This is a genomic window from Metamycoplasma cloacale (genome assembly GCF_900660735.1).
Lineage (GTDB): Bacteria > Bacillota_I > Bacilli_A > Mycoplasmatales > Metamycoplasmataceae > Metamycoplasma > Metamycoplasma cloacale.
Genome location: NZ_LR215049.1, coordinates 134,419 through 151,563, shown reverse-complemented (window position 1 = coordinate 151,563; position 17,145 = coordinate 134,419). Strand labels below are relative to the sequence as shown.

At 26.7% G+C, this 17,145-nt stretch carries 15 protein-coding genes and 1 riboswitch; of the genes, 4 read left to right on the top strand and 11 right to left on the bottom strand.

All coding sequences use genetic code 4. From position 1 onward, the window contains the following. Positions 1 to 59: 59 nt before the first annotated feature. The 6 genes from EXC28_RS05360 to EXC28_RS05355 form a co-directional block, all read right to left on the bottom strand. Positions 60 to 1,736, bottom strand: a complete 1,677-nt coding sequence (locus EXC28_RS05360; RefSeq protein ID WP_029330122.1) for an APC family permease — start codon at positions 1,734 to 1,736, stop codon at positions 60 to 62. 264 nt (positions 1,737 to 2,000) lie between these two features. Beyond that, the gene (mgtA, locus tag EXC28_RS00615; protein WP_029330124.1) at positions 2,001 to 4,733 is read right to left on the bottom strand and encodes a magnesium-translocating P-type ATPase; all 2,733 of its coding nucleotides are present in this window, start codon (positions 4,731 to 4,733) and stop codon (positions 2,001 to 2,003) included. Between the two features lie 71 nt (positions 4,734 to 4,804). Continuing rightward, on the bottom strand, positions 4,805 to 5,536 hold the full coding sequence (locus EXC28_RS00610) for an ATP-binding cassette domain-containing protein (protein ID WP_029330125.1): 732 nt from the start codon (positions 5,534 to 5,536) through the stop codon (positions 4,805 to 4,807). 106 nt (positions 5,537 to 5,642) lie between these two features. Then, entirely contained in the window at positions 5,643 to 6,617 is a 975-nt protein-coding gene (locus EXC28_RS00605) for an L-lactate dehydrogenase (RefSeq protein ID WP_029330127.1), read from the bottom strand. Positions 6,618 to 6,637: 20 nt separating this feature from the next. Continuing rightward, positions 6,638 to 7,942: a glucose-6-phosphate isomerase gene (locus EXC28_RS00600; RefSeq protein ID WP_051622556.1), complete on the bottom strand. Its 1,305-nt coding sequence runs from the start codon at positions 7,940 to 7,942 to the stop codon at positions 6,638 to 6,640. Then, the gene (locus EXC28_RS05355; protein ID WP_029330130.1) at positions 7,932 to 8,264 is read right to left on the bottom strand and encodes a S1 domain-containing protein; all 333 of its coding nucleotides are present in this window, start codon (positions 8,262 to 8,264) and stop codon (positions 7,932 to 7,934) included. The genes EXC28_RS00600 and EXC28_RS05355 overlap by 11 nt, the downstream gene beginning before the upstream one ends. 64 nt (positions 8,265 to 8,328) lie before the next feature. After that, positions 8,329 to 8,418: riboswitch (TPP riboswitch) on the top strand. A 32-nt stretch (positions 8,419 to 8,450) separates the two neighbouring features. Between EXC28_RS05355 and cypl the strand changes: the two genes are divergently transcribed. From cypl to EXC28_RS05345, 3 genes are all read left to right on the top strand, one after another. Next, positions 8,451 to 9,536 (top strand): ABC transporter thiamine pyrophosphate-binding lipoprotein p37/Cypl, encoded by a 1,086-nt coding sequence (gene cypl, locus EXC28_RS00590; RefSeq protein WP_029330132.1) that lies wholly within the window; start codon positions 8,451 to 8,453, stop codon positions 9,534 to 9,536. Further along, the gene (locus tag EXC28_RS05350) at positions 9,517 to 11,217 is read left to right on the top strand and encodes a PhnE/PtxC family ABC transporter permease (RefSeq protein ID WP_051622558.1); all 1,701 of its coding nucleotides are present in this window, start codon (positions 9,517 to 9,519) and stop codon (positions 11,215 to 11,217) included. Before cypl ends, EXC28_RS05350 begins: the two co-directional genes overlap by 20 nt. A gap of 113 nt (positions 11,218 to 11,330) precedes the next feature. Next, complete coding sequence (locus tag EXC28_RS05345) at positions 11,331 to 11,765, top strand: hypothetical protein (RefSeq protein WP_029330135.1); 435 nt, start codon at positions 11,331 to 11,333, stop codon at positions 11,763 to 11,765. A gap of 20 nt (positions 11,766 to 11,785) precedes the next feature. Here EXC28_RS05345 and tsaD read toward each other — a convergent pair whose 3' ends face one another. From tsaD to EXC28_RS05330, 5 genes are read right to left on the bottom strand one after another with little or no spacing between them, the layout of a single operon-like run. Next, positions 11,786 to 12,715, bottom strand: coding sequence for a tRNA (adenosine(37)-N6)-threonylcarbamoyltransferase complex transferase subunit TsaD (gene tsaD, locus EXC28_RS00575; RefSeq protein WP_029330136.1), 930 nt, complete (start codon positions 12,713 to 12,715; stop codon positions 11,786 to 11,788). Next, positions 12,715 to 13,272, bottom strand: a complete 558-nt coding sequence (locus tag EXC28_RS05340) for a hypothetical protein (RefSeq protein WP_029330137.1) — start codon at positions 13,270 to 13,272, stop codon at positions 12,715 to 12,717. Before EXC28_RS05340 ends, tsaD begins: the two co-directional genes overlap by 1 nt. 1 nt (position 13,273) lies before the next feature. Next, positions 13,274 to 13,666 carry a tRNA (adenosine(37)-N6)-threonylcarbamoyltransferase complex ATPase subunit type 1 TsaE gene (tsaE, locus tag EXC28_RS00565; RefSeq protein WP_029330138.1) on the bottom strand — a complete coding sequence of 131 codons (393 nt, stop codon included), beginning with the start codon at positions 13,664 to 13,666 and terminating at the stop codon, positions 13,274 to 13,276. Position 13,667: 1 nt separating this feature from the next. After that, positions 13,668 to 14,285 carry a DUF402 domain-containing protein gene (locus EXC28_RS05335; protein WP_029330140.1) on the bottom strand — a complete coding sequence of 206 codons (618 nt, stop codon included), beginning with the start codon at positions 14,283 to 14,285 and terminating at the stop codon, positions 13,668 to 13,670. Positions 14,286 to 14,319: 34 nt separating this feature from the next. After that, positions 14,320 to 15,690: a hypothetical protein gene (locus EXC28_RS05330; RefSeq protein WP_029330141.1), complete on the bottom strand. Its 1,371-nt coding sequence runs from the start codon at positions 15,688 to 15,690 to the stop codon at positions 14,320 to 14,322. Between the two features lie 257 nt (positions 15,691 to 15,947). On the opposite strand from EXC28_RS05330, the gene metK reads away from it, so the two are divergent. Further along, positions 15,948 to 17,081: a methionine adenosyltransferase gene (gene metK / locus EXC28_RS00550; RefSeq protein WP_029330142.1), complete on the top strand. Its 1,134-nt coding sequence runs from the start codon at positions 15,948 to 15,950 to the stop codon at positions 17,079 to 17,081. Positions 17,082 to 17,145: the final 64 nt, after the last annotated feature.

Genomic DNA, 17,145 nt, shown 5'->3' with positions numbered 1-17,145 from the left:
TTAAACAAAATTATTAATCCAGCCTTTAAAGCTGGATTAATAATTTTGTTTAAAAACTTCTAAGCTTTACGTGCTTCTCTGAAGGTTTTTAGAATTTCTTCACTTAATTTAACTGAGTATTTTGCATTTTCAACTTCAGCTTCTGATAACATGTCTTTTTGTGAAGCTAATACGTTTTTGTATTTTAGAATTGTTCTTTTAGCTAGTCATTTTTCCAATGGAATTGGAGCAAACATAATTGCTAAGAATACTAAGAATACTATTACTAATAAACCTTGTGAGATTAATGTTTCTTTTGCAGCGTCATTACCGTTCATTAATGATACTCCTGACATTAATACTGAAACAACTGGGTCAGCAATTAAGAATAACATAACTGCTAAAACGATTGAAACTGATGTGTAACCAGCTCATAGTGTGTGTTTGTTTTTAACAACAGGAATGAAGTTTTGTTTTCTATTCTTGATGCATCCAATAATTGCAAATGCAATAAACACATATGCTAAAACAGCGGTTCAGTTTGCTAACAAGTCAGCAAATGATAATAATTCACCAATCTTGTATCCATAACCTGCACCGTATCCTGTATAGTCTTTGTATAGGTATGCTCCTAAAATAGTAAAGATTAATACTAAAGGAACAGATAATACAAGTGAGAATACCATACCAACGATTGGAGCTTTTGAGTGAAGCATGTATTTGTATGCTTTACCAGAGATTTGCAATTCTCCTTCTTTAACAAGATCTTCAACTCATCTTGTACATCACATTGAGAATCCATTTAGAATTCCTAAAATACCAATTGCAATCATAATGTTAATGATTCCAAATGCTCATCCATGACCAGCACCGCTTAATAGGTCTCCATAGTCATAGAAACCACCTTTTTCAGCACCAATTGTCATAGCAACAGCAATAACGATGTATAGTAATGTCATTGCTGATAGACCATATACTAAGGCAGCAGGAGTTTTTTCTGGATTCTTCATTTCTGATTGAATACCAGCTGCTCCATAGAATTGGTCAAATGCAAAGAAGATACCTCCCATTGCTGAGAAGAATGCAAAGAATGGTGATAAACCAAACAATGTTAATGATTCTCCTGAGAATAGGTTATCTAATGTAACTGGTTTGTATGAAACACCGTTTTTACCAGCAAATGCTAATCCTACGATTGTAACAGCAACCAATGGAATGAATTTAACTGCCATAACGATTCAGTTTTGAATATTTCCAATACGTGATGATAATCCTGCTGTTAACAAGAAGTAAACAGAGATTGCCATACCAATTAAGAAATAGTATCATGGGGCTAATTTTGAATCCCCGAAAGTAATGTTTACGTTAAATGCACTAAATCCATCTTGGAATTGTAAAATAACGTAGTAAGGCATAAAGAAGAATGAGAATGGTAGGTAAATGAATGTCATAAAGTATTTACATCCCTTGTAAATATATAAGGTGTTAAATGCTTTAGATCAACCAATGATACCTAAGTTGTCATTACGTCCTGATGCAACTTCAACAAGTGCAATAGCCATTACGATAACTGTAAATCCTGCGATTAATCAGATTAATACGGCTCAAACAATGTTTCCTGCTGCAGCTGAAAGAACAGATTGCGCACGTAGGAAAATTCCGGCACCTATTGATCCACCCATAACCAAAAGAATAGCTGAGAAAAAGCCAATTTTTTTCTTTGTGTCGGGTGCAACAACTAATTTTTCGTCGCTCATTAGTTTTTCCTTTCTAAAAGTTAAATAATTATTTAATTCTTAAAAATAAGAATGATATTTGCTACCTTATTAGGTTTTTTATAAAACAAATATCAATACAATTATAATTGTATTTATTGTCAGTTTTTATAAATATTTCTTTATTTAAACAAAAAAATACATTTTAAATGTCATTTTTTGGATTTTTTATTGTTCATTCAATTAAATTTCAATATAAATATAAAAAATTTCGCTTAACTTTACACGTTAAACGAAATAAATTTATTATAAAAATTCTTTATAAATCTTCTTATAAATCAATTTTGTAATCATTGTAAGAATAATATATATTCCCAAAAATAACAACAGTCAAGCAAAATAAATTGCTGGCAACGGAGTTAATGATAATCAACTATTAACTTTAGGAATATAAGCTGATGCAGTAACTATTGCTGTTCCTAATAAAGTTGAAATAATAACAGCAGTTGAAGCATTTGATTGAATAAAAGGAATTTTATTTGTTCTTATGAAATGAATAATTAATGATTGTGTAAACATTGATGCAACTAATCAACCTGTTCAGAACATTTGTTTGAAATGTAGAATATCGGCAGGATTGGTTAATTGTGAAAATGATTGACCATTAAATTGTTGTGGAATCATAACGTAGAATAAAATAACAAACGTTAATATATCAACAATCGATGAAATTGGTCCGAATCAGAACATAAACCTAAATATTGATTTATGTTCTCATTTACGAGGTTTTTTAATAAATTCGCTATCAACGTTATCTCATGGAAGTGTTCCGCAACATAAATCGTAGATTAAATTTAAGAAAATAATTTGTACTGGCATCATTGGTAAGAAAGGAAGAAGTAATGCAGCAAGTACAACTGAAATAACATTTCCAAAGTTTGAAGCAACAGTCATTTTTACATACTTATTAATATTGGCATGTGTTTTTCTACCTTCAACAATTCCTGTCGCTAATACGTTTAAATCTTTTTCCAATAGAATAATATTCGCCGTTTCTTTAGCTATATCAACTGCTGTATCAACTGATATAGAAACGTCTGCCACTTTCATTGCGGGAGCATCATTAATTCCATCCCCCATATAACCAACTACGTGGCCATTTTTTCTTAAAATATTAATAATTCTTGCTTTTTGATCAGGACTTAATTTAGCAAAGATTTGAGTATTTTCTACTTCAATTGCTAAATCGGCATCGCTCATATTCATAATGTCTTTACCTAAAAGAATCTTTTCATATGGGATTCCAACTTGCGCACAAACCGCCTTAGTTACTAATGGGTTATCACCGGTTAGAATTTTAACTTCAACACCATAACTATGCAATTTTTCAATCGCATCTCTTGCGGAATCTTTTGGTGGATCTAAGAAAGTTAGGTAACCAATTAATGTCATATCACGTTCATCGGCAACGGAGAATTGTCCTACAGGAGCTGCATCGTTTTTAGAAGCAATGGCAATAACTCTCATTCCTTCTTCACTGAATTCTTCAACTTTATTTAAAACTTTCTTAATCATTTTTTTATCTAATGGAACAACTTTTCCATCTAGATAAATTGTGCTACATACAGAAATGATTTCTTCAACTGCACCTTTTGTAATCATCTTAATACGATTATTTTTAAGCGATCTAACAAGCACTGACATTCTCTTGCGATTAAAATCAAAAGGTACTTCGTCAATCTTTTCAAAATGTAATTCTAGGTTATCTAATTCTTTAATATCGTCTGCTAATTCTAGCGTACGATTAATAATTGACTTATCTAATAGATTCTTTAAACCTGTTTGATAATATGAATTTAGAAAGGCATATTTTAAAACGTATGTATCTTCTTTACCCAAAACATCTAAATGACGTTCAAGAATAACTTCATCACGTGTTAATGTTCCGGTTTTATCGGTACATAAGATGTCCATGGCACCAAAATTTTGAATTGAATTAATGTTTTTAACAATGGTTTTTTGTTTACCCATTTTAATTGCGCCTTTTGATAAACAAGACGTAATTATCATTGGAAGCATTTCCGGAGTTAAACCTACTGCAATTGAAATACCAAATAATAAAGCATTGATTCATGGACTTTTATCAATATCTTTGTTAGTTAATCCTACAATTACGAAAACAATTGGAATTATAATTGCCATAATAATTGTTAACATAATTGAAATTTTTCTTACGCCTTTTTCAAAAGATGTTGTTACTTGTTTTTCATTAACTTTTGAAGCAACTTGACCAATATATGTATCATTTCCAACAACAACAACTATTGCTTTAGCTGAACCTGAAATAATATTAGAGCCCATAAATGCTAAATTATGGCGATCAGTGACGTTATCATAATCCGTTTTTTCTTTAATATTAGCGAATTTTTCAATCGGTTCACTTTCACCTGTTAATGAAGATTGTGAAACGAATAAGTCTTTTGCTTGAATAATTCTAACATCGGCAGGAATTATATCCCCCGCTGCTAGATGGACTATATCCCCGACAACAATTTCATCTAATGGGATTTCTTTTAATACACCATTTCTTTCAATTAAAGAAGTGGTTTCAATAATTTCAATCAATTTATGTGCAGAGGAAGCTGATTTCTGTTCTTGATGAAAATGAATAAAACTACTTATAATAATCATTGAAAGAATAATGATCATTGTAATATAGTTTTTATCAGCTGGCAATGGTAAAATGACATCTACTACCATTGAAATCATTGATAAAATGAATAAAATAATGTTAAATGGGTTAAAGAATGATCTAAACAATCTCTTAAAAACGTTATCTGCTCCTTTTTTAGAAATAACATTTTTTCCATAATTATCTTGATTGTCTTTAATAATTTCTTCGTCTTTAATTCCATTAAAACTGCTGTTATATTTTTGATATAAATCAGTTAAATTACTCATTGAAGCTTCAATTAAACGATTTTTAATTTCTAATTGTTTTTCTTCAATAATTTTTTTATTCTTTTTGTTATTTAACATTAATTTCACACTCCTTTCTTTCAAATTATGTTTTAAATTTTAGCACATATACCAAATATAAATTTTTTTATTTAGTTAAATAAAAGATCTAAATTTTCTAAATCACTAACTTCTTTAATGGTTTGATTTTTAACGAAAAATACACGATCGAAATTGTTTTTAATTAAACTTAAATCATGAATATTAACTAAAATTGTGGTTTGATATTTCTTTTTAATATCTTTTAAAAGATTTATAACTTCTTTTGAATTTTCAATATCTAAATTTGCAGTTGGTTCATCAGCTAATATTAAACTTGCTTTCTGCAGAATTAATTTCGCTATTTCAACTCTTTGTTTCTCTCCGCCACTTAACTGCGATACTTGTGTATATGTTTTGCTAAATAAATTTAGTGATTCAAGGGTATTCATGATCTCAATTTTTTGATCGGCTGTCAGTCAATTGAATCATGCATGTAATTTAGTTTTGTAATGCGAAAATGCATGTGATATGTTTTCAAAAACATTTAATAAAGGGATTAAATTTGCTTCCTGAGTTAAAAAACCAACGTTTTTCAATATTTTTTTATATTCTCTCTTTTTAATATTTACAATATTTTTATTAAATAAAAATAATTCACCTTGTTTAATTTTTAATTGATTTAATAATAAATTAAAAAAGGATGTTTTTCCTGCTCCTGATTTACCAATAATTGCAACCATTTCACCCGAATTAATATCCAAATTTAAATCACTTAAAATAGGTTGTTCTTCGGTTGCATAAGAAGCAGTAACATTTTTAATTTCAATTATTTTAAAGCTCATATTCAAAATTATAAATTAAAAATACTTGAACAGTAAAATTACAAAACCTTAAATAATAAAAAATCTAGATATTTCTATCTAGATTGAACAAATTTAATTGATTAATTTATTTAATTAATCCGTGTGGTTTAACATCAATTTTATCAAGAACTTGTAAAACTGTTTCTTTGATTTCTAAAGAATATTCATCAAATTGTTTTTGTTCTTCATTTGAAAGTGTTATTTTCGGTAAATGTTTATATCCTTTTTCACCTAGAATAACTGGTAATCCAAAATATACACCTTTTGCTTTATATGTATCAGGTAGTTGAACTCCTAGGGCAAAAATTGTTTCGGTATTATTAATGATTGCATATGCAATTTCAGCTAATGATTCACCAATCCCAAAGTTTGTAATTCCTTTACCTGAAATAATTTCAAAAGCTTCATTTCTGATTTGTTGAGTTAAAGTCGCTAATCATTCGTTTGAAAGTTTACCTTCTTTAACAAAATCATACAATGGTGACATACCAACTCTAATGTGTTCAAATGGAACCATACATCTTGCACCATGTTCACCAATGATATAGCCATTAACAGATGATGCTTTAATACCTAATTGAGAAGAAATAAATTTCTTCATTCTAGCAGTTTCAAGGATTGTTCCTGAACTAATAACTTTTTCTGCGTCAAAACCTGATACTTGTTGGAAAATACATGACATAATATCAACTGGGTTTGAAGCAATAATTGTAATTCCCTTAAATCCAACATTTTTTAAATTTAAGGCAATATCTTTCATTAAAACAGCGTTATCGCTTAACAATTCTAAACGGTCTTGAAGTTTTCCTTCTTTTGGTTTTACTGATGCAGTAATAACAACAATATCAGCATCGTGTAAATCAGCGTATTTACCTGATTTAAAATGACATCCACTACATAACATTGATGATACAGCATCGTTTAGGTCTTTAGCTTGTGCAACGGCATATGTTTCAAATGCATCAATTAAAACATATTCTGCTTCAATGTTCTTGTTTAATGATGCATATAGATATGAGCTACCAACTGCCCCCACACCTACTATTCCGATTTTTTTCATTTAATTATCTCCATTTCGTTTTAAATATCTTTGATATTTTTTTTGAAATTTATATTAAAACTATTTTGTGCATTACTAATAAATGGATTATTTCCCATTAAGTAAGCTGACATTAAAAAATTATAATGTAAAAAACATAAGATTCAACCAAAAGTTTCATCATTATCATTAGCAATTTCTATTTTAATATGAGGGATTTTATAAATTGTCTTGTGGTTTTCAATAAATGTATCAATTAATACATTATTAATTTTGTTATATGACAATTTTGTAATGTTTTTAACAATATTATCATGATGGTTTTGATAATGCATAACTGCATAATCATATTGTGGTCTTTGAATTTGAATGACTGTATCAAATAATTTAAATTCAGTTTCGGTTAAAGCTTGACCATAACATTTTGTATCTGAAGGTTGTTGTGATAACAGTGGTAGAATTCCTTTATTTTGTTTAATACATGTTTCAGATGCATACATTTTGAATAATTCACCTAGCTTATAATCACTTTTACTAAATACGTTTAAATTTTCTATTTTATAACCGTTTTTGTAAAAGATATATTTAGTTAAAGCATAACGATATGCATCGTTTTTTAAAAGATCATCATTGCCATATATTTCACTTGCATTAACAGCACCTTCTAATACCTTATCAATATTGATCTTAGAACAAGCTAATGGAAATAATATTGCAGCTGAATATGACATAAATTTTTCTGTGGTATTATCAAGTAATATAAAATGTTCAAAATCATTTTCTCTAGTTTCTTCAAATAAATAACCATAGTTGTTATTTGTTGTAACAAAGATATATTTGGCGGCATTTTTCTTACCAATTTCACGTTCTAAAAGATATCTAAATTCTCTAAATAAAATAATTGATTCCAGATTTTCGCTATTTTGAGAAATAACATTAATTGCAAATGATTTCGTTGAAAGATAATCAATTAACATTGCTAAATCTCTTCCTTCTAGATAATCATCTACAAAAATAATTTCTAGTGGTTTTGATTTTGAGTCTTTTAATTTAGGTAATGATAAATTAATTAAAGCTTCAGCTTGTAATGCAATATGTTTTCCGGCAATTACTAGCAAGACATTAATTTCTTCGTCAATTAAACGTTTGGCATGTAGTTTAATTTTATCTACATCCATTTTAAAAACATTACGTAATGGATTTAAAAAACCAAAAAATTCATGACCTTCAATTGTTTTAGTCATGATTCTATTATGAATATCAGATACAATTGGAGCATATTTCTCCAATGAAGTTTCTTTAATAGCGTTTGAAATATTTACAGTTATTCTAGGATTATTTGCCATATCTTAAACCTTTATTTGTAAATTCAAGTAATTGTTCAAAATTAGTGTTTGAATCATCCATTTTAAAATCAAAGGGGTTTCTTAATTCTTTAGGATGAATGCGTTTAAATGAAACATTATATCCACCACTTAAAATGGTTTCTAAAATAATAACTTCTTTAATATCTCCGATTTTAAACATCATATTTAAAGAATTAACATAATAGTCGCTTGCTTCATTAATATTTAAATAACATCTTTCCCCATTTTTCGTTGTTAAAATAACATAATTCTTTCAAACTCTAAATACTTTTGCTTTAATGATATCTCCTGGTTGATACATGCTTCTCCTATTTATTTAATTATATAAAATAATAATATTTTATTACTGATTGGTTATAATTTTAAACATAGAACAGGGGTGCATAATATGCTGAGATATACCCTCATTAGCTGATCTAGTTAATACTAGCGTAGTGAGTTTCTCTTATTTTTGCATTCCTTCTAAGACATTAGGAGGAATTTTTTTATGAAGTTTTTTAAATTATTTTCAATTATTTCACCAATGGTATCAATTACACCATTAACAATTGCATGCAACGATACAAAAGAACATAAAGTGCTTAATTTTGCTGTTATTCAACCATGATATGGCGATAACGATATTTCTTTTTTCAACAAAATTGAAGAGGAATACAACAAATTAAAAACAGATGATATGCAAGATATTAAATTCAATATTTCTTTTAATGCAGAAAATATTGATTTACTTGCTTCAATTAGAAAAGGTAGTGCTGATTTAGCTATCGTAACTTCTGCTTTATATGACGATCTACCAGAGATTGAAAAACAAACTATTAAACCTTTTATGCAAACGCAAACAACAGCATTTAAGTTTGATAAAGAAGGAATGACAGATAAAGAAATCATCAATACCACTGAATCTCTTTTTAATGCAAAACCCTTTGTTGAATGAAATGACAGTGAATATCAATGAGATGGAAATAAATATAATTTCTTTTACGACAATGAAGGATTAAGTGATTTCTATAGAGGTGCAATTTGAATTTGAGGAAATCCTGAAACATTAGGTAAGCTTAAAGAAGCTTGAGATAATAAAGATTATGATCAATTTATCAATTACGGTATTCAAACAGGAAAAGAATCTAGTGCTTCTAAATATCTAGAACAAGAGAAATTATTTGTTAAACATTTTAATAAAACGGGTAATGAATTTAAATCTTTTGCTTTTGATAAAATTAGACGTTCTGATAAATACAAAGTTGGTAATGCAAAAGAATTAAGCGAAGGACCTAATATGAATTATCATATTGTATTTGATGAATTAGGTTCTTTTGCATATACTCATAATTACAAAAAATTAAATGATGGAAGCATTCAAAAAAGAGATTATTTCCGCCCAAAAATAGCAAATACTGAATTAAAACTGCTTGCAGTTACTGACAAAATTTATTACAATAAATTCGTTTTAAATACAAAGAAAATGAATGATAAAGAAATTAAACTTCTTCAAGATTGTATTATTAATGTAAAACAAGCAGGTTATGACAATTATGGTCCAAGAGTAGGTTTTAATGGATATAAGAGAATCTAAAATCCAGCATGTTAAGAGTCTTTGGAAAGAAACCTATAGCAATTCAAATACAAAAATAAAAGGTCCTATTAAAAAACCTTTTAAAATCGTTGCTTATTTATTAACCGTTATATTAATAATTCTTTTTCTTGCTTTAATGAATTTTCAATTCGCACCAAACGGATGAAGTTTATTTATAACAAATTTAAAATTCTTTTTTCAACCCAGATCGCATAGTTTATATTTTAATAATCTAAATTTATGATCTTTATCAATTAAATTTCTATTTTATTCAATAAAAATTTTATTTATTGGAACATTTTGCGGGTGTATATTAGCATTCTTTACCGCTTTTTTCTCAAATAGATATATCAACAATAAATATTTAGTATGAATTTTGAAAGTAATAATAATTTTTCTTAGATTATTTCCTGAAATATTTTTTATCTATTTCTTTCTTAATTCTTTTGATAAAAATTTAGGTCTATTTTTAATAACAACTTGATTTTCATGACTATGATTACATGAATATTTTGTTCAAATATACGAAAATGCTAATTACAATACATTTTTTCATTTTATATCAATTAAAAAATCTAAATATAGTGCTTTTATAAGTGAAATTTGACCTCAGATTAAATTTAAAATTATCAACACAGCAATTTATTCTTTTGAATCTAATTTAAGATGATCCGCAATATTATCTCAATTTGGTTTCTTAGGAATTGGAACACTATTAAACACCCCAATATTAAACAGTAAATATTATGCTGAATTAATGATTCCACTGTTTGTCTTAATAACATTCTTGTTTCTAATTGAAATTTTTCAATTTCTAATAAATAATTACTTATTTAAAACAATTACAGTTAAAAATGGAAAACAATATCATAAACAAAAATCTATCAAAATATCAATATATGTAACGTTATTTATTCTTATGGTTTCTCTGTTATCTCTTGGTATTAATGAACTAGTAAATCAAAAAATTTATATCGGAACTCAACAAGAATATATAAAACAATTATTCAGTCCAAATTGATCAATAATTTCATTCTCAAATATTAAAGAAAATAACTTATTTTGAATACTTTTTGAATTCGTTGGTTTAGTTAGTTTAACAATTGTTCTCATTTATATATTAATATGAATAAATCTATTTTTCGTTAATACAAAATTGAATAAAAAATACACAGTATTTACAACTAAATTATGAAACTTGATTTTAAGAACAACACCTATATTGATTCTCTTTATATTTATATATCCATTATTCAATAACCCAGCTACAATATTTATCTTTGTATTCGCAATCCATGGAAGTTCTTCAACGACAAGAAATTTAGAAGAAACAATTAATTCAATTTCCGATCCAAAAATAGAAAGTTTATCAAAACAAGGTTGAACTAAATTGAAAATCTATCGCAATTTCATTCTTCCTTCTATTAAATTAGATTTAATAACTTATTTTATGTTTGAAGTAGAAAAAATTGCTAGAAATTTTATTTCATATGGTATCTATTCATCATCATTATTGGGTAGCCATATGATCTTAAATAGAGTAAAAGACATCGATGATATAGCACCATATTTATGAATATCTTTCTTTATTTTAAGTGTGATAGTATTAATTAATTATTTATGAAGACATTATGCAAAGAACAAATATTCTAAATCCAAATTAATTATTAATAACATTTAAAAAACATAATTTGTTAATAAAACAAACATTTAATTTTTAGTAATATTAAAAAGGGGGAGTAATATGAAGAAATTAAAACTTCGCTTATCATTTTTTCTCATCTTTCATTATTAATGATCTTAATTATAATTTTACCTTTATATTTCACTTATTTTAATGGCAAGAGTTTAACGACAAATGATAATCACATTGTAAATGAAATACCTTCATATATCAGAAATCAAGGATTCCATTCGCTATATTTCTTTAGAGATTTTGGATTATATTTAATTGTTTCACTATTAAATTGTATTTTCATTTGATCTGTATATAAAATCGATAAAATACCAAGAAAAAACATCAAAATTAGTGGTTCAATTATATTTTTCATATCTTTATTAAGTATAATTGTTGCAATTGTTTTAATAAGTATTTCTTCACAACATTTAATTGCAACGATTTCATTATTTATTATTTTTACTGTTATATTTTCTGTTTCATTAATTACAATATATACTTTATTATTTTTAAAATTAAAATCAAATAAACAAGTAGAAATTAAAAAATAGTTTAGGTTTATTCTTCTAAACTATTTTTTAATTTTTTCATATGCAAGACGAGCGATCATCATTGCATTGTCTGTTGTATATTTCATATCCGGTAGATATACATTATTAAACAATTTTAAAAACATATCTCGAATTGCTGAATTTGCAGAAACACCACCGATTAAACAAATAGATTTTGGTTTAAATCGTTCAATTACTAATTCCATGTGATGTTTTAAATATTTAACAATTGTATTTTGAAATTCAGTTGCATATTTTTCTACATTGACATCAATTCTACGATTAATATCATTATTAATTAAATTAATAATGTGTGTTTTAATACCACTAAAAGAGAAATTCAATTCATTTTCTGTTTTAGGTAAGGTATATGATTCTTGATATATATCTTTATATTTCTGTCATATCTTATCAATAACAGGCCCACCTGGAAAATCAATATTTAATTTTCTTGCAACTTTATCATAGACTTCACCAACTGCGTCATCTTGAGTTTCACCCAGTAATTCATATGAATCTTTATTGTGATACAACATCAATTGTGAATGGCCACCCGATACAAGCAAACCAAGCGCTGGATATTCAACTTCTTTACCGATATATGCTGAATAGAAATGACCTTCTAGATGGTTTAATGGCATTATAGGTTTATTTAAAATCATTGCCATTGCATTTGCAACAATATAACCAACATGTAAAGAACCAATTAAGCCGGGTTCTTTGGTATAAGCAATTAAATTAATTTCTTCAACATTAATTTCTTTTTTTAATTCTTCAACTAAAATACCTATATTTTTTACATGTAATCTTGAAGCAATTTCGGGAACTGTTCCACCATATTGTTTATGAATTTCAGTTTGGGTAATCGTCTTCATTCAAATTGGTTGATTATCTTTTAATAAAGCAAAAGAGGTATCATCATGAGATGATTCAATCGCGAAAATTGTCATTATTGAATACCTCCTATTTGCGGTTCATGCATATAACATAGTTCAATGTCTAAAAATGATTCAACCAATCTAAAACATTTATTGAATTTATCATAATTTTGAACAAAAAAGTCATAATCTAATTCATCATTTTGTTCAACATTTTCTACTATAGATGAAGATAAAACATTATTCTTTTTAAAATTAATTTCGTATGAACTATATTTATTTGCTTTAATTCTAATAGTTGATATATTCTTTTTTAATAATTTATTTTGACAATGTAATAAAGCATATGTTTCACAGATATACAATTTAATATGACTTAATTGTGCAATCGTTCTTCCTCATAAAAAACCAATTCTCGCACCTGAAAAACTACCCGGTCCAATTGTGGTTTTAATTACCTTAATATCTTGTAAAGTAAGATTATTTCTGTTTAATAATTTATTAATTTCTTGAATAATAACATCTGTTTTTTTAACCAAATTTTTAATTTCAATATAATCAAGGATTTTCTTATTTTTAGCAACTGATAGAAATAATGAAGAAAGTGAAGTTTCAATAAATAATTCCATATTAACACTCCTTAACAATTTCGAAAACATGATTTTGTTGTTCATCGAAATACACATTAATTTCTATGTAATGTCTAAAATTATGTTTAATATTGTTTGCTCATTCAATTACGACTAGTTTATCTTCGAAATAATCTTCGTAAGCAAATAAATCACCTACTAGTTTATATGCGTCGATATGAACTAATTTATCATAAACTAATATTGTATTAAATGTAGGTGAAATAATGGTTTTAGTTTCACCTAATTCCTTAGCAATAGCCGCTGTTAAAGTAGTTTTACCGGCTCCTAGTTCACCATTTAACAACAATGCTTCAATGTTTGTTTTAGATAAAATATATTTCACCAAATCAGTTAATGGTTGATAATGTTTAAAAATAAATTTTTGGGGCATTTTAAATATCTCCTGACTCAACTAACATCTTTACTAAACCATCAACTAATTTCTTTGAAAATACACCATTTTTAGTTTTATGTTGTTCAAATAAGAAATCTAATTCCTCATACATACGATAAATTAATTCAAGGGGATAATTATATTGTACAATCGAGTTTTTAAAATCAGGTCAATCAACGACGTTAAACTCTTTATCTAAATAACTTTTAACATCAATATCAAAATCAATATATTTAATAATTGAATTATCAATATAAAATGGGCTAGCTAAATTAATATAAATATAGTTGTCTTTCTTTTTATTTAATGTTATAGATGCATTGTAGAATTTGTTTTTCGCAAAGAAAAACAAAATTGGTTCTGAAACAACTCAGTTAATTGTGCGTTCAGCAACCTTTGTTTTCATTAATAATAAAACTACAAAATCATCTAAATTAGCAATGATTTTGACACCTTCATATTGACGATATAATGTCCCGTCATATTTAAAAGCTTGAATAGTAGTAATTTGTCCAATGTCAAATAAATGACGTGGGGTTTTTTCTTTTTTTTCTAAATAATTATCATCACATTTGAGTAAATCCTCAAATGATGATACTTTACAATAATTTGACATATTTTTCCTTATATAAATAAAATTTCTAAAAATATTAACGTTTATGTTTGAAAATAAATACAATCAGTGCTATGATTCCTAAAATTGAGATAAACAATAATAATGGAATTGTTCATCAATCAGTTGTTGCATTAATTTTATTTTGAATAATTTGGTATATAAATAATGAAAACGAAATCGCAATTAATACAGATAATGAAATACTAATATAAACATTTGCTAATTTATCTTGTTTTGAAACAGACGTTTTTGTAATTCTTTTAATTGAAGACACTTCAACCAACAATGAGTTATAGTATTGTTTTAAATCAAGATTATCAATAGCTTTTTGTAATAATTTTTTATATATATTATTGGTTTCAATTGAAACTGAATTATCTAATGAAGATCTAAAGTATTCAATTGTAGTTTCAATATTTTTTTGTCTTTTTAATGAGATATTAGCTTCTTTTGAAATATTTTGATATACGTTTTTAACAATAAATAATTCAGATAAAGCAATGACTTGCGCAGCAATTGCATAATATAATTCACCAGTTGAAAAGATTGTTTCTAGATTAATATTTCTTTCTTTACTTTTAATAATTAATTGTTGATCATTGTAATAATAAGCATTGTTTCCGATAAACAAATCTGTTTTTTCGTTGTTAGAACCATTTGTAAATTCATTGTAAACTTCAATGATTTTCTTTAAAAAGGTTTTGGAAGTGCTTAATTCATTCATTTTAGTTTCATGACAATTTTGAATATACTTTAGTTCAAGATTGGTTGCAAATTCGTTAGTAAAAACAATATGATTAATGAATGAAAAACCTTTTTTATCATATACAATATGAGTTGCTTTACTACGTGGTAATAATTCTTTTTCCGGATTGAATGCAATATAGTATGTTTTTCAACAAATATCTCTTACTTTTTGAATAATTTCTCTTTCTTTTACATACAAACCTTTGTCATCATCAATGTTTTCAAGCAATGTTTTAATTGCATTTGCTTTTGCGACATGACTTTTGACATATATTGGATCGTTGTGTGATAGTTCTTTGATAAATTGGTTGTTTTTATCGTGAAAAATAAATAAACCAACACCATTTGTCAAAATTGCAAAATATAGGTTTTCTTGAAATTTCACATGTGCTACTGAATTTTTAAACAATGCATTTTTATCAACTGCATAATTAAGATGATTGTCTTTATTGCTTCAACTAAAGGTTTTGATAAATTCAATATTTTCAAACTTTAGTTTAAATTCTGTTTCTAAAATATTTAAATATCTGTCTAATTCAATGATATTATTAATTAATTTTTTTCTTAATTTGTTAATTAGGTTTCCACCACAATCAAAAGGTAGAATCACTAAATTATCAAATGATGAATTGTTCATAATTGGATTTTGTATTTGCATTTTTATATCTCCATATAGTATTTTACTTTATTAATTCAAATAAATGTTATAAGTGAAATAAAAAACACTTAAAAATTATATTTTTAAGATTATTTAGATATAATTTTTTTACTAAATTACATAGAGAGTTGCTGAGCCTAACGGCGTTGAAGCATGCCAACCTACTATTAGCAAGGTGGACAGTGAGGGATTAATTTCTAACATGTAAGGTTATTATTAATTCGCCTTTCTACTCTCTGAAGAAAGGTTTTTATTTTATGAAAAGATTTTTAACAAGTGAAAGCGTTGGCGCTGGTCATCCCGATAAAATGTGTGACCAAATTTCAGATGCAGTATTAGATGCTGTATTAAAAAAAGATAAAAATGCAAGAGTCGCATGTGATGTACTTGCAAACAATAACGTTATTTACATCGGCGGTCAAATCACTACAACAGCTTATGTAGATACAATCAAAGAAGCATGAAAAGTTTTAAAACCATTAGGTTATACAGAAACAGATTTCAATATCATCAATGGAATATTTCCACAAAGTCCCGATATTGCAATGGGAGTTGATAAAACTGATGATAAAGAATTAGGAGCTGGTGATCAAGGAATATTATTCGGTTATGCAACCAACGAAAATGATTACTACATGCCTTGATCAATTGTTTTATCACATGAATTAGTTAAAAGAGCTGAATATCTAAGACGTAAGAAATTATTTAAAGATGCTAAATCAGATATGAAATCTCAAGTAACTATGGAATACGATGATGAAACAAATGAATATCGTGTTGCTAAAGTTTTGATGTCAATTCAACATAGTGCTGATTTTAATGAAGACAAATTTAAAAAATATATTAAAGAGCAAATTATCGATTACGTTTTAATAGCTCATAATTTTAACCTAGATTATGAATTATTAATTAATCCAACTGGTAGATTTGTCATCGGTGGTCCAGTTGGTGATACCGGTTTAACAGGACGTAAAATTATCGTTGACACCTATGGTGGATTTGCTCACCATGGTGGAGGTGCATTCAGTGGTAAAGATGCCACAAAAATTGACAGATCAGCAGCATATATGGCTAGATATATAGCTAAAAATATGGTTGCAGCTGGAATTGCTGAACGTTTTGAAATTCAATTATCTTATGCAATTGGATTACCTAAACCTCAATCAATTTATATCGATACTTTTGGAACATCTAAATATAGTGAAAAAGAAATTGTAGAAATTATCAATAAATTATTCAATCTAAGTGTTGAAGGAATTATTAATACATTAGATTTAAAAAATGTATCATACCTTCCAACTGCATCATTCGGTCATTTTGGAAGAAAAGATTTAGATCTTCCTTGAGAAAAACTAAATAAAGTTGAAGAAATTAAAAAATTAATGAAATAATTTTTACGAAGTATTGAGTCATACTCAATATTTTTTTAACTAAAACTAAATTTTGTTTGTAAAA